This window comes from Mycobacteroides chelonae CCUG 47445, from assembly GCF_001632805.1.
GTDB lineage: Bacteria > Actinomycetota > Actinomycetes > Mycobacteriales > Mycobacteriaceae > Mycobacterium > Mycobacterium chelonae.
In genome coordinates this window covers 1,865,948-1,889,344 of sequence record NZ_CP007220.1, presented here as the reverse complement: position 1 = coordinate 1,889,344, position 23,397 = coordinate 1,865,948, and the positions used below count along the sequence as shown (strand labels likewise).

Here is a 23,397-nt window from a genome sequence, read left to right as displayed (position 1 = left end):
ATATGCGCGAACAATGTTTCACGCATCGAAAACCTTGCGTGCGATTACTTCTGCTATCCCAATCACGGTCGGGTTGGTCGCCGGGGACGGCGCATCAGGAATGATCGATGCGTCCACAACTCGAAGGCCTTCGAGACCATGCACGGCACCAAAGGTGTCGACTACCCCGAACTCCGACCCCACGGGCCCGATCGATGCGGTGGCAACAGGATGATGATAGGTATCCAGGAAACTCAGGGCATCGCGGATAAGTTCACTGTCAGTCGCGTCCGATCCCGGGGAGATATTGCCAGTAATGATGCTGGCCAATGGTTCAGCGGCAGCGATCTTCTGCGCCAACCTGATTCCCTCGATGAGACGCACGGTGTCCCGCTGCTCCCCGAGGAAGTTCAGGTCGATCACTGGTGCCGCATCCGGATCCCTCGATGCCAAGGTGACTGAACCGCGAGAGTCCGGTCTCGTCACCGAGACGGCAAGTACAAACGCCGACCCCGTCCGGCTGGCCTTCTGATCGATGAGATGGGTGGCCGTGATGTGCAAGTCCAGTTCTCCTGGTTCGGCTAGAGAACTGGCGGTCCAAACCTTTCCCCCGATAACGGGCTCTTGTCTCCCGATCTTCGCGGGGTCCGCACCGAACGCTACGTAATAGAAGGGATGGTCTTGAAGTCCCCGACCCACCGGTAGGTCCCTGACGACACCGATACCCAGCCGCGCCAAGTCCGGAGCCGGCCCGATGCCGGATCGCAAGAGAATTGCGGGCGATCCGTAAGCCCCCGCCGAGAGAATGACCTCATCGGCAAACACCCTCTGTCGATTCGCCAGCAGAACACCGACTGCGCGGCTTGGCTGCTCGCTGTCGAACAGAACCCGATCGACCGTTGTGTCACCACGAATGTCGAGGTTGGGCCGGGCCCATACGGCATCCGTGAGATATGCGAGCGCCACGTTGTAGCGGACACCTCCGATGTTGTTCACGGGATACGGCCCGTAGCCACCGGGGTGCGCTGTACCGAAGCCAGGGCTCTTCGGTAGACCGACAGCGGCGGCCGACTCCAGGAAAAGCCTCTGCATATCGCTTATCTCATCGAGCCCCAGGGTATGAACCGGCACCTTGGACCGTGACAGTGCTTCCTCGAAATCAGCCACCGTGAACGCGTCCGCACCGGCCTTGCGCCATCGCTGGATATCCTCCCGCGTCGGCGGAATGAATACGGAGCCATTTACCGAGGAGCTGCCACCGAGAATCTTCCCGCGGTATAGGTGCACCTCGTGATCGAGCTTGCCCTTGGTAGACAGGTATCCCCAGTCAGCTCCGGTGAATGCACCCAAACGCGTGGCGTCCCGCACCGACGAGGGAAAGTCGGCACTTCCATAGGCGGGTCCCGCCTCGATCAGGGTGACCGAGCGAGCGGGATCCATCGACAGCCGACTGGCCAACACCACCCCCGCCGAACCGCCGCCCACCACAATTACGCTACGCATACACGCTCCCAACTCTATTGATCGCACTGTTCACAATCGGCCACGTTCGGTATTACCGGGGCAGCGTCGGCCCTCGGCGTTGAATAGTGAACTCCGCCAGATTCAGCTGACATCAACATCAGCATAATTCCATGGAATACATCCACTGGCGAGGCCCATACTTGTGAGAGAGGCCACTAAACATCACCGCGATCATGAGGAACTTCCAGAGCAGTAATCGCGACAGGGCGCGAAAAATATGAAAAAGCGTGAATTCGCGGCGCCGTTAGAAAGTAAAACTATAGATGTCGGATACCCTCGTGCCAATCCGAGAAGGCATTACGCGCCTCACTGTGACGCAGGCACGCCCCATCCGCAACGAATCATGAGATCTTTCAATGGCTGGCGTAGCCGCGACATCGAGGCGGCCACGTCTGGATGCCCGGCAAGATAGGCCTCGACCTCTTCACTGGGTCTGACATTGTCCGATTTCATACGGGTATACGCATCCCGGACATCAGGGTTCTCGTCCATGTAATCGGCCGTTGCCAGCGCAACACCCGCTGCCACCCGCTGATAACCGGCTGCATCACAGTTGATCACGGGTTCCGGGTCAGGATCAGCCGCCGAGACGGGTACGAAACCCGTTAGTGCCATCACTGCGGCCGCAGCCGTACCGACAAGAAAAGCGCGACCCACTCGACGGGCATCGACAGCGGAAGGCAACAGCATGACCACTCGGCTCCTTGTACTCAAATTAGTATCGATTTCCCGACCGGTAGCGGCCACCGGGTCGCTCCACCGGTACGCCCCCAGGCGTCGGCGGCCGCGGGACCGGTCCCCGACATACCGATGGCCCATTACTGCCACATTGCGCGGGTGGAATGAAACTCGAATCAAACGACATACCGCGGGGCACGCACAGAGCCATCGAATTGTCGTAGATCAAGCCCGCTGGACATGCAGGCGCAGATAAGTCCGTGACATCGCGCTCGGCAGCTGTGAATTCGCCGAACATCACAGCAAAGATAGCCGCCATCGAAGCCACGGCCACAGTCACGCGCGTTCGGAAAAGGCTGTTCACCGCGCCCCTATTGTTAATAGAAAATGAACAAGCGAATCATTGTGAACAACGCCGTTCATCATGGGCATTTCCGGCCCGCCCATACGCTCACGAATAACTATAATCCATGGAATGCAGTTGCGCTGACTCCCCTCCGCCAGGTCAGCGCGGCGACGTCAACTGACGTCGCACGGGGTATCGGCCGTGAGGCTGACCGCCCGAAGCCTCACCAACGTCGAAGCGAATTCCTCGAGGACTTTCCCCGTAAGAACCTCGCCCATCCTGCGATCGAGCTCTGCATCGAGTACTGCATGCGCACGCAGCAACAGACCCCTGCCGATTGGCGTCAGTTCTACAATCATCGACCGTTTGTCCGCGGGGTTGGGCCGCCGTCGGCAGAACCCCACCGCCTCAATCCTGTCCACCAGCTTGCTGGCCCCGCCCACCGTGATGGACAGATCACCGGCTATGTCCTGAACACGGCAGCATTCACGTGCGGCCATAATGTTCATCGGCTCATACCACGACAGCGGCAGGTCAAGCTCGGAGCGCAAGCGAGCGTCAACCGCATTCCATAGCTCGGTCTCGAGCCGGATCAGCTCGTTGAACACGCTTCGTGCGTTCGGAGTCAGCATCACGAACTCAGAATGTTTGCGCCACCCATGACACAGGTATCCTAGCCGAGACAAGCATTGCCAGCACATCTGCACCCCCACCCGGCATTGGTGCCAGGCTCCACACTCGGGAGCATTTTCGATTCCCGTGTTCAAAAGTTTGCTGCCCTGCGACGGCGGACCTGCGAATGACTGATCACCGGCAATCTCGCGTTCACGAGAACGACGCCTGTTACCGGTTTCCCGTGCGCCATTCGATGGCACGGTGTTGACATGACGCACTCTGCCGAGCTTGACCATGACGAGCACTCCCGCACCGGCTTGAATGCCGACACTCTGCAGAGAGCCATCATCGATCATCTGCGGTATTCGATCGGGCGCCCGGCAAGCGTGCTCACCCCCGCGCACTACTACCGCGCGTTGGCGCTCGCGGTCCGAGATCGCATGCAGCAGCGCTGGATTGCCAGCATGCAGACCTATCTGGATCTGAGCCGCAAGGTGGCGGTGTATCTGTCGGCGGAGTTCCTGATGGGGCCGCAGCTGGGCAACAACCTGCTCAACCTGCAGATCGAGCAGCAGGCGCGCGATGCTCTCTCGGCGTTGGGCCAGGACCTTGACGAGGTGCTCGAGTGCGAGGAAGAGCCGGGTCTGGGCAACGGCGGCCTGGGCCGGCTGGCGGCCTGCTACATGGACTCGCTGGCCACCCTGGATCGCCCCGCGATCGGCTACGGCATCCGGTACGAATACGGGATTTTCGATCAGGAGATCCGCGACGGGTGGCAGGTCGAGAAGACCGACAACTGGCTCGACAACGGAAATCCTTGGGAAATCGCCAAACCCGACCTCAACTTCATCGTCGGATGGGGTGGCCACACCGAGCAGTACCTGGATGAGGACGGGAACTTCCGGGCACGCTGGGTCCCGCAGCGCTTCCTCAAGGGCATCCCGTACGACACCCCCATCCAGGGCTACGGCGTGAACACCTGCAACACGCTGACGCTGTGGAGCGCCCGCGCGGTGCAGTCCTTCGAGTTGGACGCCTTCAACGCCGGAGACTACTACAAGGCCGTCGAGGACGAGGTGTCCTCCGAAACCGTCACCAAGGTGCTCTACCCCAATGACGAACCCGAGGCCGGTAAGCGGTTGCGGCTGCTGCAGCAGCACTTCTTCGTTTCCTGCTCGCTGCAGCGCGTGCTGCACATCCTGGAGGATGTGGCCGAGCGTCCGGTCAACGAGCTCGCCGAGCAGTTCGCCCTGCAGCTCAACGACACTCACCCGTCTATCGGTGTGGCGGAGTTGATGCGGCTGCTGGTCGACGAGCGCGGCCTGGGCTGGGACGAGGCCTGGGAGATCACGGTGGCGGCCTTCGGGTACACCAACCACACCCTGCTGCCCGAGGCGCTGGAGACGTGGCCGCTGGGACTGTTCGCCGAATCACTGCCCCGGCACCTGGAGATCATCTACGAGATCAACCGCCGGTTCCTGGACGAGGTCCGCTCCCGCTTCCCCGGTGATGACGCCCGGGTGCGCCGCATGTCGCTCATCGGCGAGGAGGGCGGCAAGAGTGTGCGGATGGCGCACCTCGCCACCGTCGGCAGTCACGCCATCAACGGTGTGGCCGCACTGCATTCAGAACTGCTCAAGGAGAGCGTGCTCAAGGACTTCTACGAGCTGTGGCCGCAGCGGTTCAGTAACAAGACCAACGGGGTGACGCCGCGCCGGTTCCTGGCGCTGGCCAACCCGGGGCTGCGTGAGCTGCTCGACGACGCCATCGGTGAGGGCTGGATCGCGGATCTCGACCGGCTGCGCGAGCTGGAACCGTACGCCGAGGACTCGTCGTTCCGGATGCAGTGGCGAGAGGTCAAGCGCCTCAACAAGGCCCGGCTCGCCGAGTACGTGCTGGCGACCACCGGGGTGGATCTGGATCCCAACTGGATGTTCGACATCCAGGTCAAGCGAATCCACGAGTACAAGCGTCAGCACCTCAACGTGCTGCACATCGTGACGCTGTACCAACGGCTCAAGCAGAACCCGGATCTGCGGATCGCGCCGCGCGCCTTCATCTTCGGCGGCAAGGCCGCACCGGGGTACTTCATGGCCAAGCGAATCATCAAGCTCATCAACGCGGTGGCCGAGACCGTCAACAACGACCCGCACGTCAGCCAGTACCTCAAGGTGGCGTTCCTGCCGAACTTCAGCGTCAAGAGCGCGCACCTGATCTATCCGGCGGCCGATCTCTCGGAGCAGATTTCAACGGCGGGCAAGGAAGCCTCGGGCACCGGGAACATGAAGTTCATGCTCAATGGGGCGCTGACCATCGGCACGCTCGACGGCGCCAACGTCGAGATGCGCGAAGAAGCCGGAGCCGAGAACTTCTTCCTCTTCGGGCTGACCGTGGACGAGGTGCAGCGCCTGGTGCACGAGGGGTACCGGCCCGAGGACTTCGTCGAGCTGAACGATGAGCTCCGCGCCGTGCTGGATCTGATTGCCAGCGGCCACTTCTCGGGTGGAGATCCGTCGGTGTTCGCGCCGATCGTGGACTCGCTGCGTAGCCATGACCCGTTCCTGGTGCTGGCCGACTATTCCTCGTACATCGAATGCCAGCAGCGGGTGTCCGAGGCCTGGCACGACGTGACGGCGTGGACGCGGATGTCGATCCTCAACACCGCACGCGGTGGCAAGTTCTCCTCGGACCGAGCCATCGCCGAATACTGCGAGCAGATCTGGGGTGTGCAGCCGGTCACCGTGCAGGTGTAGGCGCTGCCGGGTTGGGCGCCCGGGGATTCCCAGGACATGTGCCTAGTGCCCGCGTCTATGCGACAACTTTCGCGGCGACACCGGTTTGTCGCATAGACGTGGGCACATCGAAGGGGCTTTCTCCGACCGATCCCCCGTTCGGCCCCAGCCTCAGGAGAATCCGTCGATCTGAGACAGCACCCGCATCATCACCTCGTCGGCGCCGCCGCCGATGCTGAGCAGACGCTGATCGCGGAAGAACCGCGAGGTCCACGTCTCGGTCATGTATCCCATGCCGCCGTGCACCTGCAGACACCAGTCACCGGCCTCGCGAACCAACGGCCCGGCGGTGAGCTTCGCGATGGTGACCTTGCGGGTCACGTTCTCCCCCGCCATGTACCGCTCGGCGATATCGCGGTTGTAGACCTCCAGCATGTCGGCCCGCGCGGCCAGCCCCGCGTACTGATAGGCCAGATGCTGATTCTTGGTCAGTGGCTTGCCAAATACATGGCGCGCCAACGCGTATTCCTTGGTGCGCTGCAACGCCCTGTTCACGCTGGCGGGTATGCCGTAGGCGCCGAACATGCGTTCCATGACGAACTGCGACATCTGCTGCTGGAACCCGCGGCCGATTTCGCCGATGGTGTTGGACACCGGCACCCGCACGTCGTCGAAGGTGATCAGACCGGTGTCGGAGGCGTGCATGCCCAGCTTGTCGAGCTTGCGCACCTGGTATCCGGGCGTCTTGGTCGGGACGATGATCTGGCTCATCCCCGCGTATCCGCCCTCATCGGAGGTGCGGGCCAGCACACACAGCCAGTCGGCCTGAACCGAGTTGGTGATGAACATCTTTGAGCCGTTGATCACCCAGTCGTCGCCGTCGCGGCGGGCGTGGGTCTTGATGCCGGCCACATCGGATCCGGCGTCGGGCTCGGTCACCGCGATCGCGGCGATCTGCTCGCCCTGCAGCGCCGGAGCCAGGAATTCGCGCTTGAGTGCGTCGGTGCCGTGCTTGTGCAGTGAGGGAGTCGCCATCGCGATGTGGACTCCGAAAGCCATCGGGAAGGAGCCATGGTCCACCCGGCCCAGTTCCTCGGCCAGCACCAGCGTGAAGAGGTGATCGGCGCCCTGTCCGCCGTATTCGGGGTCGTACTCGAGGCCGACCAGCCCCAGTTTGGCCATATCGGCGATCACGTCGTGCAGCGGCATCATCTGCTCGCGTTCCCACTCGTCGACGTGGGGGTTGATCTTCTCCTCGATGTACCGGCGGACGGTACTGCGGAAATCGTCGTGCTCGGACGAGAACGTCATCGGTCTCTCCTTCATGGGATGTGAGGTCCCATCTTGCCTCAGCCGAGCGAGCTAACATGGTGGAGGAGGTTCGTCATGCGGTTCGCAGCAGTGGTGGTGTCGGCGGTGATGGCGCTGTCACTTGCGCCGATAGCGGCCGCGGACCCCAACTGGCCGGTGGCCGGATCCGGCTCGGCCAGCGAAACCATCTCGGCGCTGGAAAGTCAGGGGTACGAGGTCCAGATCAACTGGGTGAACGGCAACACCTTGACCCCGCTGGTGTACTGCACCGTCAACGGGATCAACAACCCCGACCGTTCGGGCACGCAGGTGAAGGCGAATACCACGGTCTATGTCGACGTGTCCTGCCCCAACTACTGGGATGTGGGCGACTAGAACCCGACTTCGGTCCAGGCGTCGTCGACTGCGCTGGCGGGTGAGTCGGCACCGGGCCGGGCGGCCGCGATCTGCCGGGTGAGTTTGGCGAAAGCCTTGAATGTCATGTTCTTGCGCGCCTTCGGGCTGGTCAGCGCCTCGTACCAGACCGTCCCCACTGCCTCCCAGGATTTGGCGCCGTGCGTGGTGGCCGCAAGGTAGAAGGCGTGGTTGGGGATGCCGCTGCCGTCATGCGGATCGCTGCCGGGTACATAGTCGCGATAGTGGGCGGGTTGCGGCGAAAGACAGTGCTCGGCAGCGGGATCGGCCAGATCACGTAGGCAGGTGTATCCCTTGGCGAGCGCGCGCGGGCCCAGGATGTCCTTGCCGATCAGCCAGTCGGCCTTGTCTGCGGTCTGCCCTGCCTGCCATTGCCGGAACATCGAACCGAAGACATCCGAGACACTCTCGTTCAGTGCCCCGGCCTCGTTCTCGTAGTTCAGACCCGCGGTGAATTGCGTAACCCCGTGTGTCAGTTCATGACCGATCACATCGTTGGCCTTGGTGAAGTCCAGAAACAACTGGCCGTCACCGTCGCCGTAGGCCATCTGCGAACCGTTCCAGAACGCGTTGGCGTACTTGACGCCGTAGTGGACGGACGAGATCAGCGTCATGCCGGCGTTGTCAACGGAGTTGCGCCCGAAGCACTCCCGGTAGAACCGCACGACGTCAGCCGTTTCGGTGAACGCCCGCTGGACGGTGGGGTCCTTAGAGGTGGCCGGATCGGCCACTGCGACACCCGGCAGCGAGGTGGTCTGCCGGCAATCGAACACCGGCGTTTCGGGGACCTTGGCCAGTGCCGTGATGGCGGCGCTGACGGTATTGCCGCTTGCTGTCCGGGTGGCTCGCGTGTGCGCATTACGCAAGGTACGCCAAGACAATTCGGATGCCGCGGTGTCCAGCAGCGCGACCCGTGAGTCTTCGGCGATGTCACCATCCTCAGCCAGTCGCGTCAGTACGGCCGGGGGGATGATGAAACGGTTGCACATTGCGAATCAGCCTACCCGGCAATGCGGATGCCCGCTCGGCGCGCGCGGTGAACTGTCAGGTCCGCCGCGCCAGCCGTCCGTCAGATGCGCTCTTTGACGACCTGCCGGACGGCGTCGGGAAGCAGGCTTTCCGGGATGGCCCGTGTGGTCCGATCAGACCCGCTGACCCGGGTCACCGTGTAGGTGAAGCGGTCGGCACCCGGGTCGCCCGGAAGCGACCCGGGGCTGTCCAACAGTCCATCCAGTGCACGTCGCGCCTCGGGGTCCAAGCTCTGGTCAGTACACGTACCGCTGGCCGGAAGCCCGGTGAATCCGCCCCGTCTGTCGATGAGGTACTCCACCATGACGGCGACGCTACAGCCCGACCGCGGTCCACGCGTCGTCAATCGCCTTATGCACCGATTCGGCGGCCGCGTTGGCCGCGGAGATCTCGCGCGTCAGGTTCGCGAAGGCCTTCATCTTCATGTTGGGGCGGGCCTTCGGGCTGGTCAGAGCCTCATACCAAACGGTGCCCACGTCCTGCCAGGAGTATCCGCCGTGCTTGGTCGCCGCGAGATAGAAGGCGTAGTTGGGGATGCCGCTGCTCTCATGCGGGTCGCTGCCGGGCACGTAGTCGCGGTAGTGCGACGGCTGCGGTGCCAGGCAGTGCCGGGCACCCGGATCGGACATATCGCGCAGGCAGGTGTAGCCCTTGGCGATGGCCCGCGGCCCCATGATGTCCTTACCGATCAGCCAGTCGGCTTGATCGGCCGTTTGTCCGGCACTCCACTGCCGGAACATCGATCCGAACACATCCGACATGCTCTCGTTGAGGCCACCGGCCTCGTTCTTGTAGAGCAGGCCCGCCGTGTACTGGGTGACGCCGTGCGTCAGCTCGTGGCCGATCACGTCGTTGGATCCGGTGAAGTCGACGAAGATCTCGCCGTCCCCGTCGCCGTAGGTCATCTGCGAGCCGTTCCAGAACGCGTTGGAGTAGTTCACGCTGTAGTGCACGGAGGACACCAACGTCATGCCTTCGTCGTCCACGGAGTTACGCCCGAAGCAGTCCTTGTAAAACTTTGCGACCGCTGCGGTTTCGGTGAACGCGTGCTTGGCGGAGGTATCGGTGGAGGTGCCCGGATTCGCGATCGTGACACCGGGCAGCGAGGTGGTGTGCTTGCAGTCGAACACTGGGGTGCCGGGGGCGGTGGCCAGCGCCTTGGCTACCGCGACGAACGCATCGGCGCGGGCCAGCAGTCCGGCCTGGGTGGCCTCGGTGTGCGCGTCGCGCAATGTACGCCAGGCTGTTTCGGATGCGGCCGTGGCGGCCAGGGCCGTGCGCGAATCGTCGGCGACGCTGTCATCGTCGGCCAATCGCAGCAGGACATCTTGGGGGATAATGAAACACATCGTGAGTCTCCTTGACATGGCCGCGGGTGCGCGGTTCTGGAACATGACAAGCTCAGCGTGCGTATGAAGTAACCCTGCGGACGTGCGTACCGCACTACCCGATTTCCGGTTCCGTCCTCCAGTCCGTTTGCGCTGCCCCGATGTCCTCAAGGAATCCGAGGTCGTGGCTGGCCACGACGACGGCACCCCGGTACTCCCCCAGCCCCGACACCAGCGCGTCGTAGGAGGCGAAGTCCAGGTTGTTGGTGGGTTCGTCGAGGAGCAGCAGCTGCGGCGCGGGGTCTGCCAGCAGCACCGCGGCCAGCGTCGCCCGGAACCGTTCGCCACCGGACAGTGCACCGACCAGCCTGTCGGCGGCATTGCCGCGGAACAGAAATCGCGCCAGCCGCGCGCGGATGGCATTCATGTCGGCATGCGGGGCACGGCGGGCCACGTTGTCGGCGACGCTGAGCGCATCATCCAGTAGGTCAAGACGCTGCGGAAGCAGACCCAGCGGAACATGCACCGTTACAGTGCCTTCGGCCGCCGGGATGGTTCCCGCGATGGTGTGCAGCAGCGTGGTCTTTCCCGAACCGTTGGGCCCCACCAATCCCACCCGCTGCGGACCACGTAGATCCAGATGTGCCGCCACCCCGTGGCGCAGCACCAGGTTCTCGGTGGCGACGACCACGCGGCCGGCGGGCACCTCGGTGCCCGGCAGGTCGATGCGGATGGCGCGGTCGGCCCGCAGCCGGGTCTGTGCCTCATCCAGGTTCTCGCGGGCCTTATCCAGCCGGTCGGTCTGGGTTTGTTTGAGCGCTGCCGCCGATTCCTGCGCGGCCCGCTTGCGCAGCCCCATCACGATCTTGGGTTCGCGCTTGTTGGCCTGCATCTTGGCGCCGTAGCGACGCCGCTGTGCGATCACCCGTTCGGCCTCCGCCAGGTCGCGGCGCTCGCGGCGCACGTCGGCCTTGGCCGTTGAGATCGCCTGGGCGGCGGCCTCCTGTTCGGCCGTGATCGCGGCCGCGTAGTCGCTGTAGCCGCCGCCGTACCAGGTGACAGCGCCCTCACGCAGATCGCCGATGCGCTCCACATGCTCCAGCAGTTCACGGTCGTGGCTGACCACCAGCAGCGTGCGCTGCCAGGACGACACCAGCTCGTACAGGTGCCGACGGGATTCGCCGTCGAGGTTGTTGGTCGGCTCGTCGAGCAGCAGCACATCGGGGCGCCGCAACAGCAGCCGGGCCAAACCGAGCCGGATCACCTCGCCTCCGGACAAGTCTCCGAGCGTGCGGTCCAGCACCGCAGCGGGTAATCCGAGACGGTCCAGTTCGGCGCGCACTCGCTCGGCCAGGTCCCAGTCGTCGCCGACGGTGTCGAAGTCGGCCTGGTCGGTGGAGCCGTTCTCGATGGCCGCGATGGCCGCCAGCACCGGTGTCAGACCGAGCAGCTCGGGTACCGATTGGTCGGCGCGGATGGTGAGATCCTGTGGCAGGTAACCGATATGGCCCGAGGTGTGCACCATTCCCGAGGTCGGCGACAGCTCTCCGGTGATGAGCCTGAGCAGCGTGGACTTGCCGGAACCGTTGACTCCGACCAGCCCGGAACGGCCCGCCGGAACCAGCATGTCGAGTCCGTCGAGAACGACGGAACCGTCGGGATGTGTATAGGTAAGCGCGTTCGAGGAAATGACAGCAGACATGGAGTGGACTTCCTGTGAGGTGGGGTCGCCGAAATCGCGCGGGGGCGCGTCGGCGCAATGCCAGACCTCACAGATCCATGTCGTACCTTTCGTCGGGGACGAGGACGCAAGCCAGGGTAGGCGCAGCGGGCTTGGGCGGCAAGGGAATTTTCCTCCCAGGTCAGGGCCCTCGCGCGTAGCATGCTGCCATGCCGGCCGATGCAGCGTCGGAGGAGCCAGCGCGTCAACCTGACGATGCGCCGGGAAAAGTTGGTGCCCCGGCCGCCGCGGACCCGCCGGATACGGTGTCGATCCTTCGCCCCGTCATCGCCGTGATCACCACGGTGGGAACACCGTTGACGATGATCACCGCGCTGCTGCTGTATTTCGGTTGGGCGCGCAGCGATGCGCAGTCCCGGTGGATGGGCATCGAGGTGAGCCTGTTCCGCTTCACCACCCAGGACTATGTGCTGCGCAGCATCAGCACCCTGTATCTGCCGATCCTGGCCTCTGCGGTCATCGGAATCGTCTGGCTGGCAGCGCATCGCGCAGTGACCGAGAAGATTGAGCGCGACGGCATGACCGACGCGATCCGGGTGATCTGCCGGGTCACCATGCTCGGTGGGCTGGGCATCGCCATCCTGGGCGTGGTGCTGCCCGCATTCACGCGCTCCTGGGAACCCGGGACGGTGGTGTGGCCGCTCATGATCGCGATCGGCACGGCACTGGCGGTGTACGGCAGACATTTGAGCCGCCGGGGGCAGGAAAGCGCGCGACCACGCAATGCCATTGCCCGTCCCCCGGATGTGCTGGAAGCCGTGCTCGTCGGCATTGTGATTGCGGCAGCAATGTTCTGGGCCGTGCAGGGATACGCCGACATCGTCGGGCGGGGGTATGCGCAGCGCTACGAAGCGTCGGTGTCGTCGCTCCCCCGGGCGACGGCGGTCAGCGAGAGCCCACTGGGTATCGATTCGCCCGTGGTGCGTACCGAGGAGATCACCACCGGGCCCAAAACGCTGTACCGCACCACGGGATTACGACTGCTGGCCGAGTCCGGGGGGCGGTTGTTCCTGATGACCGAGGGGTGGACCGTCCAGAACGGCAGCATCATTGTGCTGGACGAGGACGATTCGGTGCACTGGCAGTTCTCACACTGACCTCACCGCGCCGGTGTGGTGGTGGTTGTCGTACTCAAGGTGGTCGTGGCTGAGGTCGTGCTCGATGAGGTGATGCTCGATGTCGTGGAACTGGTTGTGGAGGAATCGGTCTCGTCCGGGGGCACGAAGCTGTTGTTGTCCTTCGAGCATGCGGTCCGTCCGTCGGTCTGCGGGTAGGTCAGCTCGGGCTGGCGGCCCGGGTTCGCCTCATGCCAGGCAAGGAGCTTGCTGACCATGGCCGCGATGGTGTCGTCGACACATTGGGCCGGTCCGATCTCGATACCCGCACCGCGCGCCGCGAAGGCCTTGGTCGCGACATCCCATTGGCTCTCTTCGCCGTTCACCGCGGCCCGGCATACCCCCACCGCGGCGTCGTAGAGGTTTCCTTCGGGTTTCTGGACGTTCTTGAGGCTGTCGCAGTCGTGTTTGAGGAAGTAGACGTAGACGTCCCAGCCCGGTGTCGGGAAGGCAGGGTCCTTGGGGCCGTAGGGCACCCACGCGAGCCCGTCGTCCTTGGGCGCCTTGCCGGAGGTGGACGACCCACCGCCGCCGGTACTTTCGTGCGAACCGCCGCCGTCGTGGGTGATCGTCGTCTGATCGGTGACGGTCTGCGTCACGGTGCGGGTGACCGTCTCACCGGCGCCGCCGCAGGCAACCAGAAGGGAACCCACGAACACCGCGAGAGGAATCGGCGATGCAGGCATGACAACCTCCCAGCGGGATCGTTCGATCCGAAAGGGAAATTACTCCGGTAGAGCGGTATCGCACCGGGTACTGGACTACTCAATTTCTCCCGAGTAGTGGAACAACCGTGTGGTCAGTTGACGGGAGCGTTGAGGAAGGGGCGTCCCTCACCGGCTCCGGGCCCGTCGAAGTGCCACCACTCCCCCGAGTACACCTGCAGGCCGCCCGCCTGCATGGCGCCGCGCAGGCGGGCGCGGTTGGCCTGCTGATCGGCGCTCACCCCCTCGGTGGCGTAGGCCAGGGACCGCGGTGAGAAATCGTCGAATCCGGTACCCATGTCGACCAGACCGCGCACGTTGGCCAGGGTGACGTCCACCGAGCGTCCGGCCTCGTGGCTGCGGGCGTATTGGCCGGGCTTGGCGACCCAGTTCGGGTTGGGCACCACCTGGAACATGCGGACCTGCACCTCATGCGGGCGGTAACAGTCCCAGAAGACCAGCCGCTCGCCGTTGGTGCGCAGGGTGTCGGCGGCGGTCTTGAGGCCGGCGGCCATCGACTCGTGCACCAGGCAGCGGGCGTTGGCCGGGTACAGCTGCACACCGGTGAAGTTGTTGGTGGTGGCGTAGCGCAGATCGATGATCGCGTCGGGGACGACGCTGCGCACGTCCAGCAGTCCGGCGGCGCGCGCGGCGTCACTCACGGGTGGGATATCGGGGTCGGCGCTGGCGGGCGCGACCTGGCCGAGAGCACACCCGAGACCGAGGGCTGCGTATCCGAGACCGAGGATGAGACGCTTCATCATCGTTTCATTGTCCTCGGTGCGCTCTCAGATTCGCGTATTAGGCTCGTTTCGTGGTCGCACCCAAGCTGGACCGGCGCATGTTCTTAGGTCTGGTTGCCGCCGGCGCCGTCACCGTGACGGGACTGGGTGGCTTCCTGGCTCTGGAGGGTCGCGGCGGGCTGCGACTGACCGGGCGCTCCTTTATCGACCTGTTCGAGTCGACCGGCGGCACGTTCGTCGGGTATCGGCGTAATCACGCCAAAGCTCTTGCGGTGTCGGGCCGTTTCGAAAGCAACGGCGCGGGCGCCGAGGTCTCGTCGGCGTCGGTGTTCGTCAAGGGTGTGCATCCCGTCGTCGGGCGGTTCTCGGTGGGCGGGCAGAACCCGCACCAGCCGGACACCGGGTCTGGACAGGCGCTGGCCCTGGAGTTTTCGCTTCCCGGCGGTGAGCAGTGGCGCACCGCGATGGCGGCCGCGCCGGTATTCATGGCGCCGACCCCCGAGATGTTCTATGGGTTGCTTGCGGCGCGAACCTCGGGCGACAAGGAGAAGGTGGCAGCGTTCATGCGGGACAACCCGCCCGCGGCGGCCGCGCAGAAGCTGATCGAGGCGGCGCCCAAGGCGTCCTCGTTCGCGCAGGCCAGCTATTCCGGCCTCAACACCTTCATCTTCGTCACCAAGGACGGTGCCCGGACTCCGGTGCGGTGGCGGGTGATTCCCGACGGAGACGAGTCCGGCGCCCCGGTGAAGAACGGGCCCAATTGGATGTTCGAGGCGCTGGCCAACCGGGTACGTCGCGGTGAGCTGCGGTACCGGTTGGTGCTGCAGGTCGGTATGCCCGGTGTGGATCCGACGCACGATCCGACACTGCCGTGGCCGCCTGATCGTGAGCAGATCAACGTCGGGACGCTGGTGTTGGGGCACGCGATCCTCCAAGAGCAGGAACGCATTCGGGATACCAACTTCGATCCGACGGTGTTGCCCAACGGCATTGAGATATCCGACGATCCGATCCTTACCGCGCGTGCAGCCGTCTATGCGGAGTCGTTCCGGCGCCGCGCGCGGGAGACTCCCGCGCCGGTAGAGCAGTTCGGGCAGGACATGTGATGACTGAATCCACGGGTGCCGAGCGTTTCGGATTGGCCGCGCAACTTCTGCATTGGCTGATGGCGGTTTCGATCATCACGATGTTGGTGCTCGGCGCGCTGCTCGTCGGATCGCTGGGCGACTATCCGATGGTGCTGGCCTGGCATAAGGCCGTGGGTGTGGTGGTGTTGGTGCTCGCGGTGCTGCGCGTCGGGAACCGGATCTGGCACAAGCCGCCGCCGCTGTCTCTGGCGCAACCGGAACGGTTCATCGCGGCGGGTTCCGAGCTCGCGATGTACACGTTGTTCCTGGCGCAACCGGTGATCGGATGGGCGCTGGTATCGGCGTCGGGAGTCCCGGTGGAGATCGCCGGACTACGTTTTCCGTCGATCGTGCCCACCAGCATCGGGTGGTACGGCGTGCTGCGCGAAGCACATGCGTGGGTGGCTTACGCGTTGCTCGGCTGCATAGTTGCCCATGTCAGCGCAGTGCTGTTTCACACGATCGGGTTGCGGGACGGATTACTCGCAAGGATGCTTCCGCGCCACTAGCAGCCAAAATAGGCGGGGCTGCGTTCATCGGCGGGTTTCAACCATTATCGTTTCGGGGTGCCCGAAATGGATCGCCGCAAGTTGATACTGACCATGGGCTTCGGCATCGCCGCAGCCGCCCTGCCCCTCCCGACGGCTCAGGCCGACCCGGGACGTAGCCCGGCGGCGCCGCCCGATGCCCAATCCAGTGGCTTTGTCTTCCGCGACGAGTTCGACGGCCCTGCCGGTTCGGCCCCCGATGGTTCCAAATGGGTGGCCGCGAAGTTCCGCGAGAAGATCAAGAACCCGGTGTTCTGGGACCGCCCCGAAAACATGGGTGAGTACCGCGACAGCCGCACCAACATCTTCCTCGACGGAAAATCCAATCTGGTGATCCGCGCGACCAAGGAAGGCAACAAGTATTTCAGCGGCAAGCTGCACGGCACTTTCCGCGGCAACGTCGGTCACACCTTCGAGGCGCGCATCAAGTTCAACTGCCTGACCGACGGTGCGTGGCCGGCGTGGTGGCTGCTCAACGACAACCCCGAGCGGGGCGGCGAGATCGACCTTGTGGAGTGGTACGGCAACCGTGACTGGCCCTCGGGCACCACGATTCACGCGCGCCTGGACGGCACCTCGTTCGAGACGCTGCCGATGCCGGTGGACAACAACTGGCACACGTGGCGCTGCACCTGGACCGATGCCGGGCTGTACTTCTGGATGGACTACCACGACGGCATGGAGCCGTACCTGACGGTGGACGCCAATTCCCTTGATGATTGGCCGTTTAACGACCCGGGCTACACGCTGCAGCCGATGCTGAACCTGGCGGTGTCCGGTTCGGGCGGCGGCGATCCGTCGGGCGGTTCCTACCCGGCGGAGATGCTCGTCGACTACGTGCGGGTCTGGTAGATCCGCGCTAGCTCGCCCCTGCATGCTCTGCCGCGATGCGAGCCAGGATGCCAAGCGCCTGGTGTGACTCGGTATCCGGGGTTGGCACGAGAAACGCCAACATCGTTTCGGGCGCCTCAACGCGCTGGTAAATCTGCGAATCGAGGGTGAATTCACCGGCCACAGGATGCCGGTATCGCTTTCGGCCGGACGTACTGTGGTGCTCGACCGTCTGCGATGTCCACCAGGATCGAAAATCTCGATCGCGTTCGGAGAGCTCCCCCACCAAGTCCGTCAGACGCGAGGTGTGGGGATAACGTGCGGAGTCCATGCGCAAATAGGCCACGCACGTTCGGCCTACGGACTCCCAATCGAGATACATTGCGCGCACTTGGTCCTCCAAGAACGCCAGCCAGACAAGGTTTCGACGCTCCCGTGGCAGTTGTGCGAAGTCCAGGAACAGTGCGGATGCCATGGTGTTCCAACCCAGAACGTCTAAATAGGGGCCCAGCACCAGCACGGGCACATCACCGATGTGCGCCAGGAGGTTGCGGGTCGCAGCATCGACCTTCATATCGCCGGTGGAGTTGGAGATCGCCGGCTTGCGGGCGAGCGTGCGGACATACGTTTCCTGGCCGGGGTTGAGCCGCAACGCTTCACAGACCGCGGCCAGCGTGTATTCGGAGACGTTGGCCAGCCGCCCCTGCTCGAGCCGCGCGTAGTAGTCGGCGCTGATCCCCGCCAGCTGGGCGACCTCCTCGCGGCGCAAGCCGCTGACTCGCCGTATCCCCGGCTCGGCGGGCAGGCCGACCTGATCTCGAGTCAGCTCGGCTCGGCGCGCCCGCAGAAACGGTCCTAATTCGATATCGGCGTCGGAGATATCTGCCATGGGCAGAGCATGCCATCCCGAATCATGCCCTTCGCTTTACTGCGGGTAGGTAAAAAGTACCTAGGGACGGGACCTGGTTAGGCAACGAAATCTCAACCAAGATGAGTTGGTAACGGCTGACCATCAGTCGGCAGCAGATCCGTACGAGGAGAGGATGCGAACAATGCCCGAGAACGTCCGGTTCCCCAGCCGCGGCCTGCAACTGGCCGGGAATCTGTATTACCCCGACAACACCGAGGAAACACACCTGCCAGCTATCGTGGTGAGCCACCCATTCGGCGGGGTGAAGGAACAAACCGCTGGCCTGTATGCACAGAAGCTGGCCGAGAATGGTTTCGTAGCTCTGGCGTTCGATGCGAGTTATCAGGGCGAAAGCGAGGGCGAACCGCGCTTTCTGGAGGATCCATTCGCCAGGGTGGAGGATGTGCGATCAGCGGTGTCCTTGATGACGACGCTGCCGCGCGTCGATGCGGAGCGAATCGGTGCGCTAGGTATCTGCGCATCTGGTGGGTACGTTCCCAACGCCGCCGCCACCGACGTCCGGATCAAGGCGGTCGCCACGATCAGTGGAGCCGATATTGGATCGCTGTACCGCGACGGGCTCGGCGGTGCGCAAAGCGTGGAACAGCTCCGAGAAGCACTTGCACTCGCCGCTGTTGACCGCACCGCCCAAGCCCGCGGCGCCAAACCTGCGCTCGCGCAAATTGTTCCCGAGGCAGACGAGATCACCGAGGACACCCCGGCCCTGTTTGTGCAGGGGTCGGACTACTACCGCACGCCCCGGGCACAACATCCGAACTCTCCGAACCGGTATGTGGCATCGAGCATTATCGAGATTGCGGCGTACTCCTCGTATGACCATGTCGATCTCATTTCTCCGCGTCCACTCTTGATGATCGCCGGAACAGAAGCAGACACGCTCTACTTCAGTGAGCAGGCCATCGCCCAGGCCGATGAGCCCAAGGAGCTCTTCTTGCTCGACGGCGCCACACACATCGACCTGTACGACAACCTGCAGTACGTCGATCCTGCGGTCGAGAAGCTCGCCGCCTACTTCGGCAAGTACCTGTAACGGTGGAACTGCGCTAGCGGAGCGTCTCGTTGATCAACCGCGCCAGGCGATCACCCGCCAGGCGCAGCTGCGCCTCGGCGATCGGCCGGTACTGGTTGGTGTAGTCGGTGCCGATGGCCGAGGTGCTGGGGTATGCGCCCACGGCGATCTGGCAGGTGTCCTGCGCCCAGTCGACGGGATCGGTGCTGCCGAGATCGGGGGCGGGAAGCGCCTGGATCACCTGGGTGTACTGAGCGTCGTTAAGACCGCGGGTATTCAGTAATCCGCTGTCCCACAACGAATGCAGGTTGGTGGAGCGGCCGTTGTAGGTCAGCGGGATGTCGTTGCCGCCGCGGTCGCGGGCGTAGGCGTCGTGCATCGGCTGGTGGATGTCGCCGACGAAATGCACGACGAACTTCAGCGCCTCTTGGCGTTCGGCATCCGTTTTGGATGCATCGCCCAGAATCGCGGTCTGGTTGCGAATCGCCTCAATGACGTTGTTGCCGTTGTCGCCATTGATCGCGGGCACGTATTGGCAGTTGTTCTCGGCGATATCGGCGTAGTGCCAGGGCGCGGTGTTCGGTCGGCTGGGGCGCACCTGATCGGCCCAGTTGGCCACACCCGCGAGCGTCGGGGTGGCCTGCCCGGCCAGCAGGCGCGAAACCTCCGCGCGGGCGGTCGGCGTGAGCTGCGCATCGGCAACCGCGCCCACGATGCTGTGCCCTTGCGGGCCCCACGCGGAAGCCAACGGTGCGGTCACCAGCAGCAGGGCGGCCGCAACCACCAACGCGCCAAACTTTTTCATCACCAGTCCACGGTGACACAGTGCGGCCGCGATGGCGCAAGTAGACACCTACTCGTTCTGTGAGTTCACCACTTGGTCAAGTTGTGGCTGCCCAGGGAGCGTGCCAGCGCGTAGCATCCGATTTGTGAGCATCTGGCGGCGTATCGATGGCAAGCACACCGGTGTTGGTCGCGACGAGCCTGCCGCCGAGTGCGGCCAGGAAGTCGCCGAGGCCGCCGCGGCGCCCGGCCCCATCTACATCTGGGACGGCACGACACCGGAGGACCGCCAAGGCGGATTCGCGATCGACGAATACCATCCTGGGTCGGCGGTGACCGCACAGATCGTGATCGAGGCCGCGAAGAAGCCGCCCTTCGGTGAGTGGGAACAGCTCACCGAGTGGCCCGCCTAGTCCTCAGTCTTTGGCGAAGGCGATCGCGAGTTTCTTCTCCAGGTTTTCGTACGGCTCCCCGGAGATGTCGACGACCACTTGCGCGATGGTGCCGCCGGTGAAGGCGTACGGCGCCTTGTAGTCCGAGGAGACCGCCGAGCCGCTGTTGCGCCCAATGGACAAGCTGGCCCCAGCCAAACCGAATGTGCCCGGATGGATTTCGACGGCGCCCAGTGAGCCGACGGCGTGACCGTCGATGAACAGCGTGACATCGCCGACCGGAGTGTGGCTGCCCGCGACGGTGCCGGTCTTGACGAAGCGCGCCCCAAGCACGTGCGCACCCAGCGGAACAGCGCCCGTAGAGGACACCTTCTGCTCCTTCTCCCCCATGAAGTTGTAGATGTAGTGCAGCTTCCCGTCTTGGATGAACAGCACGTGCCCGCCGTGCGCGCCACCCTGTTTGAAGATGACACCCTCGGCTCCGGTGTCGGTGGTGACCTCGGCGAGGACGGCAAAAGACTGGCCGCGAATGTCGACGGCGGCGCCGATACCCAGCGCGGCGGTGTTCGGGTAGTAGATGAAGGACTTGCGCTCCCCCACCAGGTAGGGCCGCCACCGGGTGAGGGTTTCCAGGATGTTCAGGTCGGCCAGCGGCAGTCCGTTGTACTTGGCGGCCTCGTCGAACCAGAGTTGTTTGAGCTCTTCGAGTTTCTTGGGGTGGGCCTCGGCGAGGTCGCGGCATTGGCTGCGGTCGGATTCGATGTGGAACAGCTCCCAGCGGTCCTTGTCGAAGTGCGACCAGCCCGAAGGGGTGGCGGCGTGCACGGTGTTGGCGAACCAGCCCTTATGCCAGATGCCCCGGGTACCGAGCATCGTGTAGAACTGGGTGTCCTTGGCCGTGTCGGCGGTCGGATCTTTCAGCGCCGCAGTGAAACTGATGCCGTCGAGCGGTTTTTGGGCGATGCCCTTCACGGTGTCGGGCGGGGTGATACCCAACAGGTCGTAAATGGTCGGGGTGATGTCGCTGACGTTCACGTAGGTGTCGCGGACTTCGCCGTGCGCGGCGATCCCGTTGGGCCAGCTGATGATTGCGGTGTCGGCGATGCCACCCTCGTGCGAGGCGTAGCGCTTGTACAGCTTGTACGGGGTGTTGAACGCCATCGCCCACCCGATTGGGTAGTGGTTGTAGGTTTCCGTGCCGCCGAGGTTGTCGTAGAAGCGCAGGCTTTCCTCGACGGTGTCGATGTAGCCGTTGAAGAACTTGACCTCGTTGACCGAACCGTTGGGTCCGCCCTCGCCGCTGGCGCCGTTATCGGAGATCACCACGATGATGGTGTTGTCGAGCTGGCCCGAATCCTCTAGATAGTCCAGGACGCGGCCGATCTGGTCGTCGGTGTAGCTGAGGAATCCGGCGAAGACTTCGGCCATGCGCGAGAAGAGGCGCTTCTCTTCGTCGTTGAGCGAGTCCCAGGGGCGCACGGTGTCCTGCAGCGGCCAGGGTTCACCGTTGGGGCCCTTGACGTCGAGATACGGGTTGACGGGCGACAACTCGGTGTCCGATGGGACGATGCCGAGCTTCTTCTGGTTTTCCAGCACGATCTCGCGGTAGAGCTCGTAGCCCATGTCGAATTTACCGGCGTACTTGTCGGCCCATTCCTTGAAGACGTGGTGCGGAGCGTGGCCGGCGCCGGGGCACACGTAGGAGAACCAGGGCTTGTCGGGGGCGATCACCTTGGCGTCGCGGATGAATTCGATGGTCTTGTCGGCGATGTCCTTGGACAGGTGATAGCCGTCCTCGGGGGTGGCGGGCGGCTCGACGGGGTGGTTGTCGTAGACCAGGTCCGGGTACCACTGGTCGGTCTCGCCGCCCATGAATCCGTAGAACCGCTCGAAGCCTCGACTCAGTGGCCAATGCCGTTTGGTGGCGGCAAGATTCGACTCTTCCAGCGGAGTCAGGTGCCATTTGCCGACGCAGTAGGTGTTCCAGCCCTTTTCGGCGAGTACTTCGGAGAGCAGTGCGGTGTCGAACGGGATCCGGCCGCTGCAGTTCGGGAAGCCGTCGGTGAACTCTTCGATGGTGGCCATGCCGACCGTGGTGGCGTTACGGCCGGTCAGCAGGGAGGCGCGGGTCGGTGAGCACAGTGCGGTGGTGTGGAACTGCGAGAGGCGCACACCGCGTTCGGCGATCCGGCTCATGGCGGGCATCTGCACCAAGCCGCCAAAACAGTCCCAGGTCGCGATGCCGGTGTCATCCCAGACGAGGTACAGAACGTTGGGTGCGCCTTCGGGTGCGGTGGGTGCGGCGTAGGGGGTCCAGTCCGGTTCGGAATCCCTTATATCCAAGGCGATTTTGCCGTGGAAACCAGACTCCGGCGATCCCGTCATGGCCACTCCCTCGTAGGGGTTCAAGATCCAAGGACGCAGTGATCGTAGCGAGGTGGCGGGGCTGCCGAGAGGGCTTCTATCCGATTATCAGGAGCTTCAAAGGCGCAGGTCGGTTCGGTGGCTCAGTTCTGCGGTCCGGGCACTTGGTTCACCTTGCGAAGTTAGAGTGCAGACGTGCCCTACTTATCCATACGCTCGGTAAGCGTGTCCGTACTGGCCACGGCTGCCGCCATCTTCGGTTTTTCTGGCGTAGCGGGGGCCGCGCCGCACGATTACTGCGCCGACCTCAAGGGCAATAACACCGGCACCACGTGTGAGATCCGCCTCTCGGACCCCGGGTACAGCGTCGACATCACCATTCCGCTGAACTACCCGGAACAAAAGCCGATCGCCGAATATGTCGCCAAGACGCGCGACGCGTTCCTCAACACGGCCAAGTCCAATACCGCGCGCAGCACGCCGTATCAGCTGAGCATCAAGCCGACGGCATACACCTCGGCAATACCCCCGCGCGGCACGCAGACCGTGGTGTTCAAGGTGTACCAAAACACCGGCAGCGCGCAGACCACGTTCAAGGCATACAACTGGGACCAGAGCTATCGCAAGCCGATTCTCTACACGGTGGCGCAGGACGACAAGGACAGTGCGCCACTGTGGCGGGTGGATGATCCGCTGAAGACTGTCGCGCCGATTGTCCAGGCGCAGCTGCAGCAGCAGTTGGCACCGCCGCCGGTGGCGACTCCCACTCCGACGACAACCTCGGGACAGCCGACTACCACCACGTCGACGACTACTACGACGCCACCTCCGCCCCCGCCGCCGTTACCGTTCTCGCCGACGTCGCTGTACAACTCGTCGAACTACCAGAATTTCGCGGTGCTCAACGACGGAGTGATGTTCTTCTTCGACCAAGGCGCGATACTGCCCGACTCATACGGGGCGTTGCAGGTGCTGGTGCCACGGTCGGCAATTGATCCGATGATCGCGTAAGGCCAGCAGCTTCTTCCACGTCATCGGACGTATGCGCGGGTGTGTTCAACTTGGGCGGCAAGGCATTCCATCGCCTCGCCGTCATCCTGATGGTGGCGGCGTTGGGCCAATGAGCGGGTCTGCTGATCCCGCCATGACCGTT

General features: G+C 63.9%; 22 protein-coding genes. 9 read left to right on the top strand and 13 right to left on the bottom strand.

Going from position 1 to position 23,397, the window contains the following annotated elements:
- Nucleotides 1–18: 18 nt before the first annotated feature.
- The 3 genes from BB28_RS09330 to BB28_RS09320 all read right to left on the bottom strand — a co-directional run bounded on the left by BB28_RS09330 (nt 19) and on the right by BB28_RS09320 (nt 3,135).
- Nucleotides 19–1,482: a GMC family oxidoreductase gene (locus BB28_RS09330; RefSeq protein ID WP_046253304.1), complete on the bottom strand. Its 1,464-nt coding sequence runs from the start codon at nt 1,480–1,482 to the stop codon at nt 19–21.
- Between the two features lie 327 nt (nt 1,483–1,809).
- Nucleotides 1,810–2,193 carry a hemophore-related protein gene (locus BB28_RS09325; protein WP_046255693.1) on the bottom strand — a complete coding sequence of 128 codons (384 nt, stop codon included), beginning with the start codon at nt 2,191–2,193 and terminating at the stop codon, nt 1,810–1,812.
- A 507-nt stretch (nt 2,194–2,700) separates the two neighbouring features.
- Nucleotides 2,701–3,135 carry a MarR family winged helix-turn-helix transcriptional regulator gene (locus BB28_RS09320; RefSeq protein WP_225422016.1) on the bottom strand — a complete coding sequence of 145 codons (435 nt, stop codon included), beginning with the start codon at nt 3,133–3,135 and terminating at the stop codon, nt 2,701–2,703.
- A 276-nt stretch (nt 3,136–3,411) separates the two neighbouring features.
- Here BB28_RS09320 and BB28_RS09315 point away from each other — a divergent pair, with 276 nt between their 5' ends.
- Entirely contained in the window at nt 3,412–5,895 is a 2,484-nt protein-coding gene (locus BB28_RS09315) for a glycogen/starch/alpha-glucan phosphorylase (RefSeq protein ID WP_046253303.1), read from the top strand.
- A 150-nt stretch (nt 5,896–6,045) separates the two neighbouring features.
- Here BB28_RS09315 and BB28_RS09310 read toward each other — a convergent pair whose 3' ends face one another.
- Complete coding sequence (locus BB28_RS09310; RefSeq protein ID WP_046255691.1) at nt 6,046–7,185, bottom strand: acyl-CoA dehydrogenase family protein; 1,140 nt, start codon at nt 7,183–7,185, stop codon at nt 6,046–6,048.
- A 75-nt stretch (nt 7,186–7,260) separates the two neighbouring features.
- Here BB28_RS09310 and BB28_RS09305 point away from each other — a divergent pair, with 75 nt between their 5' ends.
- Entirely contained in the window at nt 7,261–7,560 is a 300-nt protein-coding gene (locus BB28_RS09305) for a hypothetical protein (RefSeq protein WP_030095273.1), read from the top strand.
- Here BB28_RS09305 and BB28_RS09300 read toward each other — a convergent pair.
- From BB28_RS09300 to BB28_RS09285, 4 genes are all read right to left on the bottom strand, one after another.
- On the bottom strand, nt 7,557–8,588 hold the full coding sequence (locus tag BB28_RS09300) for a M4 family metallopeptidase (RefSeq protein WP_046253302.1): 1,032 nt from the start codon (nt 8,586–8,588) through the stop codon (nt 7,557–7,559). The two genes, BB28_RS09305 and BB28_RS09300, sit on opposite strands and share 4 nt — an antisense overlap.
- Nucleotides 8,589–8,668: 80 nt before the next feature.
- Nucleotides 8,669–8,932, bottom strand: coding sequence for a protealysin inhibitor emfourin (locus tag BB28_RS09295; protein WP_030095271.1), 264 nt, complete (start codon nt 8,930–8,932; stop codon nt 8,669–8,671).
- A gap of 10 nt (nt 8,933–8,942) precedes the next feature.
- Nucleotides 8,943–9,977, bottom strand: coding sequence for a M4 family metallopeptidase (locus tag BB28_RS09290; protein WP_046255690.1), 1,035 nt, complete (start codon nt 9,975–9,977; stop codon nt 8,943–8,945).
- Between the two features lie 94 nt (nt 9,978–10,071).
- Nucleotides 10,072–11,658, bottom strand: a complete 1,587-nt coding sequence (locus BB28_RS09285) for an ABC-F family ATP-binding cassette domain-containing protein (RefSeq protein WP_046253301.1) — start codon at nt 11,656–11,658, stop codon at nt 10,072–10,074.
- A gap of 188 nt (nt 11,659–11,846) precedes the next feature.
- On the opposite strand from BB28_RS09285, the gene BB28_RS09280 reads away from it, so the two are divergent.
- Complete coding sequence (locus BB28_RS09280; protein ID WP_225422015.1) at nt 11,847–12,794, top strand: hypothetical protein; 948 nt, start codon at nt 11,847–11,849, stop codon at nt 12,792–12,794.
- A gap of 2 nt (nt 12,795–12,796) precedes the next feature.
- Here BB28_RS09280 and BB28_RS09275 read toward each other — a convergent pair whose 3' ends face one another.
- Together BB28_RS09275 and BB28_RS09270 are read right to left on the bottom strand one after the other, a co-directional pair.
- The gene (locus tag BB28_RS09275) at nt 12,797–13,498 is read right to left on the bottom strand and encodes a hypothetical protein (RefSeq protein ID WP_046253300.1); all 702 of its coding nucleotides are present in this window, start codon (nt 13,496–13,498) and stop codon (nt 12,797–12,799) included.
- A 113-nt stretch (nt 13,499–13,611) separates the two neighbouring features.
- Nucleotides 13,612–14,280 carry a M15 family metallopeptidase gene (locus tag BB28_RS09270; protein ID WP_109550595.1) on the bottom strand — a complete coding sequence of 223 codons (669 nt, stop codon included), beginning with the start codon at nt 14,278–14,280 and terminating at the stop codon, nt 13,612–13,614.
- Nucleotides 14,281–14,330: 50 nt separating this feature from the next.
- On the opposite strand from BB28_RS09270, the gene BB28_RS09265 reads away from it, so the two are divergent.
- The 3 genes from BB28_RS09265 (at nt 14,331) to BB28_RS09255 (ending at nt 16,786) form a co-directional block, all read left to right on the top strand.
- Complete coding sequence (locus BB28_RS09265) at nt 14,331–15,365, top strand: catalase family peroxidase (protein ID WP_046253299.1); 1,035 nt, start codon at nt 14,331–14,333, stop codon at nt 15,363–15,365.
- Nucleotides 15,365–15,895, top strand: a complete 531-nt coding sequence (locus BB28_RS09260; RefSeq protein WP_046253298.1) for a cytochrome b — start codon at nt 15,365–15,367, stop codon at nt 15,893–15,895. The genes BB28_RS09265 and BB28_RS09260 overlap by 1 nt, the downstream gene beginning before the upstream one ends.
- 66 nt (nt 15,896–15,961) lie before the next feature.
- The gene (locus BB28_RS09255) at nt 15,962–16,786 is read left to right on the top strand and encodes a glycoside hydrolase family 16 protein (RefSeq protein WP_046253297.1); all 825 of its coding nucleotides are present in this window, start codon (nt 15,962–15,964) and stop codon (nt 16,784–16,786) included.
- Nucleotides 16,787–16,793: 7 nt separating this feature from the next.
- On the opposite strand, the gene BB28_RS09250 is transcribed toward BB28_RS09255, so the two are convergent.
- Nucleotides 16,794–17,654, bottom strand: coding sequence for a helix-turn-helix domain-containing protein (locus BB28_RS09250; protein ID WP_046253296.1), 861 nt, complete (start codon nt 17,652–17,654; stop codon nt 16,794–16,796).
- Nucleotides 17,655–17,817: 163 nt separating this feature from the next.
- On the opposite strand from BB28_RS09250, the gene BB28_RS09245 reads away from it, so the two are divergent.
- Nucleotides 17,818–18,726: an alpha/beta hydrolase gene (locus tag BB28_RS09245; RefSeq protein ID WP_046253295.1), complete on the top strand. Its 909-nt coding sequence runs from the start codon at nt 17,818–17,820 to the stop codon at nt 18,724–18,726.
- A 13-nt stretch (nt 18,727–18,739) separates the two neighbouring features.
- On the opposite strand, the gene BB28_RS09240 is transcribed toward BB28_RS09245, so the two are convergent.
- Nucleotides 18,740–19,510, bottom strand: a complete 771-nt coding sequence (locus BB28_RS09240) for a S1/P1 nuclease (RefSeq protein WP_046253294.1) — start codon at nt 19,508–19,510, stop codon at nt 18,740–18,742.
- Between the two features lie 124 nt (nt 19,511–19,634).
- Between BB28_RS09240 and BB28_RS09235 the strand changes: the two genes are divergently transcribed.
- Complete coding sequence (locus BB28_RS09235) at nt 19,635–19,901, top strand: hypothetical protein (protein ID WP_046253293.1); 267 nt, start codon at nt 19,635–19,637, stop codon at nt 19,899–19,901.
- A 3-nt stretch (nt 19,902–19,904) separates the two neighbouring features.
- On the opposite strand, the gene BB28_RS09230 is transcribed toward BB28_RS09235, so the two are convergent.
- Entirely contained in the window at nt 19,905–22,265 is a 2,361-nt protein-coding gene (locus BB28_RS09230) for an arylsulfatase (RefSeq protein WP_046253292.1), read from the bottom strand.
- Nucleotides 22,266–22,439: 174 nt separating this feature from the next.
- On the opposite strand from BB28_RS09230, the gene BB28_RS09225 reads away from it, so the two are divergent.
- Nucleotides 22,440–23,255, top strand: coding sequence for an RsiV family protein (locus BB28_RS09225; protein ID WP_046253291.1), 816 nt, complete (start codon nt 22,440–22,442; stop codon nt 23,253–23,255).
- Nucleotides 23,256–23,397 lie beyond the last annotated feature (142 nt).

Coding starts and splice junctions, on each gene's coding strand:
- BB28_RS09250 (WP_046253296.1), bottom strand. CDS start 17,654: ATGGCAGATATCTCCGACGCCGATATCGAATTAGGACCGTTTCTGCGG.
- BB28_RS09300 (WP_046253302.1), bottom strand. CDS start 8,588: ATGTGCAACCGTTTCATCATCCCCCCGGCCGTACTGACGCGACTGGCT.
- BB28_RS09330 (WP_046253304.1), bottom strand. CDS start 1,482: ATGCGTAGCGTAATTGTGGTGGGCGGCGGTTCGGCGGGGGTGGTGTTG.
- BB28_RS09230 (WP_046253292.1), bottom strand. CDS start 22,265: ATGACGGGATCGCCGGAGTCTGGTTTCCACGGCAAAATCGCCTTGGAT.
- BB28_RS09240 (WP_046253294.1), bottom strand. CDS start 19,510: ATGAAAAAGTTTGGCGCGTTGGTGGTTGCGGCCGCCCTGCTGCTGGTG.
- BB28_RS09280 (WP_225422015.1), top strand. CDS start 11,847: ATGCCGGCCGATGCAGCGTCGGAGGAGCCAGCGCGTCAACCTGACGAT.
- BB28_RS09290 (WP_046255690.1), bottom strand. CDS start 9,977: ATGTGTTTCATTATCCCCCAAGATGTCCTGCTGCGATTGGCCGACGAT.
- BB28_RS09260 (WP_046253298.1), top strand. CDS start 15,365: ATGACTGAATCCACGGGTGCCGAGCGTTTCGGATTGGCCGCGCAACTT.
- BB28_RS09255 (WP_046253297.1), top strand. CDS start 15,962: ATGGATCGCCGCAAGTTGATACTGACCATGGGCTTCGGCATCGCCGCA.
- BB28_RS09270 (WP_109550595.1), bottom strand. CDS start 14,280: ATGATGAAGCGTCTCATCCTCGGTCTCGGATACGCAGCCCTCGGTCTC.
- BB28_RS09295 (WP_030095271.1), bottom strand. CDS start 8,932: ATGGTGGAGTACCTCATCGACAGACGGGGCGGATTCACCGGGCTTCCG.
- BB28_RS09275 (WP_046253300.1), bottom strand. CDS start 13,498: ATGCCTGCATCGCCGATTCCTCTCGCGGTGTTCGTGGGTTCCCTTCTG.
- BB28_RS09245 (WP_046253295.1), top strand. CDS start 17,818: ATGCCCGAGAACGTCCGGTTCCCCAGCCGCGGCCTGCAACTGGCCGGG.
- BB28_RS09285 (WP_046253301.1), bottom strand. CDS start 11,658: ATGTCTGCTGTCATTTCCTCGAACGCGCTTACCTATACACATCCCGAC.
- BB28_RS09315 (WP_046253303.1), top strand. CDS start 3,412: ATGACGCACTCTGCCGAGCTTGACCATGACGAGCACTCCCGCACCGGC.
- BB28_RS09325 (WP_046255693.1), bottom strand. CDS start 2,193: ATGCTGTTGCCTTCCGCTGTCGATGCCCGTCGAGTGGGTCGCGCTTTT.
- BB28_RS09305 (WP_030095273.1), top strand. CDS start 7,261: ATGCGGTTCGCAGCAGTGGTGGTGTCGGCGGTGATGGCGCTGTCACTT.
- BB28_RS09310 (WP_046255691.1), bottom strand. CDS start 7,185: ATGACGTTCTCGTCCGAGCACGACGATTTCCGCAGTACCGTCCGCCGG.